Raw genomic sequence first — 1,518 nt, forward strand, 5'->3', positions numbered from 1 at the left:
ACACGATGCACGAACGCTTTGCCCACTTCATCCTCGAGGAGCTTAAGGGATGGGGACTCCCCTATGGGGTCCTGGACGGTCAAACCTTTACCATCAAGATCACGTTCTCGAATGAACGGCCGGAGGAAGAATGACGCAGGAGCATAAACCCTGCCCCGGTCTCCGGCTCGCCGACCGGGTCATCCTCTCAAAGATCCTTGCCGGCACCTGGAAACTCGACGCCGAAAACGGCGAGATCATCTCGCGGAACACCGGAAAGCCCCTGAGCTTTTCCCGTAAGAACAACGGGTATTGTTCGATCCGGGCCCGATATATGGGGTTCATGGTGGACATCACGAAGCATAGGGCCGTCTACATCGCCGGGAACTGCAGAACGATGGACGATCTGCCGATCGATCTGAACCTCCACATCGACCACATCAACGGAAACATCGATGACTGCCGGCTCGCAAACCTCCGGCTCATCCCGTTCTGGGACAACAACCATCCGCTTTCGGGACGAAAAAAGCGGATCTTCACGGACGATCAGGTTGCCGATATCCGACGACGGTATGCGGACGGCGAACCTCCGCGGTTTCTCGCAGCGGCGTTTGGCGTGAACAAGTCCACGATCCACCGGATCGTGACAAGACGGAGCTATGCGGAGGTGGGTCTGTGAGCGGGTCCGAGTACCGGCGCACGGTGACGTTTGCCTGTCCGCACTGTTTCGGGATCGAGGCGAAGGAGTTCTGGGTCCGGGACCTTGACGAACTGCGGCGGAAGAGGATCCGGTGCCCGGTCTGCGGGTCGGTGATGCTCCGGGTCGATTCGGAGAAGGAGGAGTATCTTGTCTCGCTGTCAAAGATAGCGCTGCGGAAGATGCATGATGCCATCGCCCGGCAGGAGGAGGATCACTATGCCCACAGGTAAGATGGAGTCGGGATGTGTCCTCTCCATTCTGGAGACGGCGTTTCCTCATCCGTCTGAAGAGTATGCGGATGCGTTTTTCTGTCAGGAGATGACGGCTGCGCTGGAAGCGGCGGCGAAGGAGTATAAGGTCCGGTTCCTGGAGACGGTCGATGAGATCAGAGCCGGCGGGCTTGAGTCTGCGGAGTTTGTTCTCCGGCGGGAGGAGAAGAGGAACAAGTCCGTGAATGTCCCGCTGCTTCGTGAGGAGCTGCCTGAGCTGTTTGCGGAGCTGGCGTTTGTTTCCGCGGCGAATGCGTCGAAGCTTCTGTCGAAGAAGTTCATCTATGATGCGACGAAGAAGCTGATCAAGAACCGGATCACGAACTATGAGGAGGTGAATGTGAAGGATCTTGAGGCACGCCTCCCGGAACCGGAGTATTCGCGGTATGTTACGGATAAGCTGATCTCGGAGAGGTATGTGGTGGAGGCGAAGTCGTGAAGCACTGGTATGAACGGGCTGGCATAGCCGGCCTTAGTCTTACCAGTGTCGAAGAAGGGGGTGACCCCTGATGAGACACTGGTATGATTTCCCGGAGCTTCTGGATCGAAGGAAGCTGAAAGGGCTGGTGG

The 1,518-nt window shown here is 57.5% G+C and carries 3 protein-coding genes; all 3 read left to right on the forward strand.

Going from position 1 to position 1,518, the window contains the following annotated elements; translation table 11 throughout:
- Positions 1 to 130: 130 nt before the first annotated feature.
- The 3 genes from EYA77_RS00030 to EYA77_RS00040 are packed head-to-tail and all read left to right on the forward strand — an operon-like array spanning position 131 to position 1,387.
- Positions 131 to 658, forward strand: coding sequence for an HNH endonuclease (locus tag EYA77_RS00030; RefSeq protein ID WP_167815492.1), 528 nt, complete (start codon positions 131 to 133; stop codon positions 656 to 658).
- On the forward strand, positions 655 to 909 hold the full coding sequence (locus EYA77_RS00035; protein ID WP_167815493.1) for a hypothetical protein: 255 nt from the start codon (positions 655 to 657) through the stop codon (positions 907 to 909). The genes EYA77_RS00030 and EYA77_RS00035 overlap by 4 nt, the downstream gene beginning before the upstream one ends.
- Positions 896 to 1,387, forward strand: coding sequence for a hypothetical protein (locus tag EYA77_RS00040; RefSeq protein WP_245241066.1), 492 nt, complete (start codon positions 896 to 898; stop codon positions 1,385 to 1,387). The genes EYA77_RS00035 and EYA77_RS00040 overlap by 14 nt, the downstream gene beginning before the upstream one ends.
- Positions 1,388 to 1,518: the final 131 nt, after the last annotated feature.

It is taken from the genome of Methanocorpusculum sp. GPch4, assembly GCF_012062385.1.
GTDB lineage: Archaea > Halobacteriota > Methanomicrobia > Methanomicrobiales > Methanocorpusculaceae > Methanocorpusculum > Methanocorpusculum parvum.

Excerpts from the sequence above, each read along its gene's own strand:
- EYA77_RS00040 (WP_245241066.1), top strand. The coding sequence starts at position 896 with ATGCCCACAGGTAAGATGGAGTCGGGATGTGTCCTCTCCATTCTGGAG.
- EYA77_RS00030 (WP_167815492.1), top strand. The coding sequence starts at position 131 with ATGACGCAGGAGCATAAACCCTGCCCCGGTCTCCGGCTCGCCGACCGG.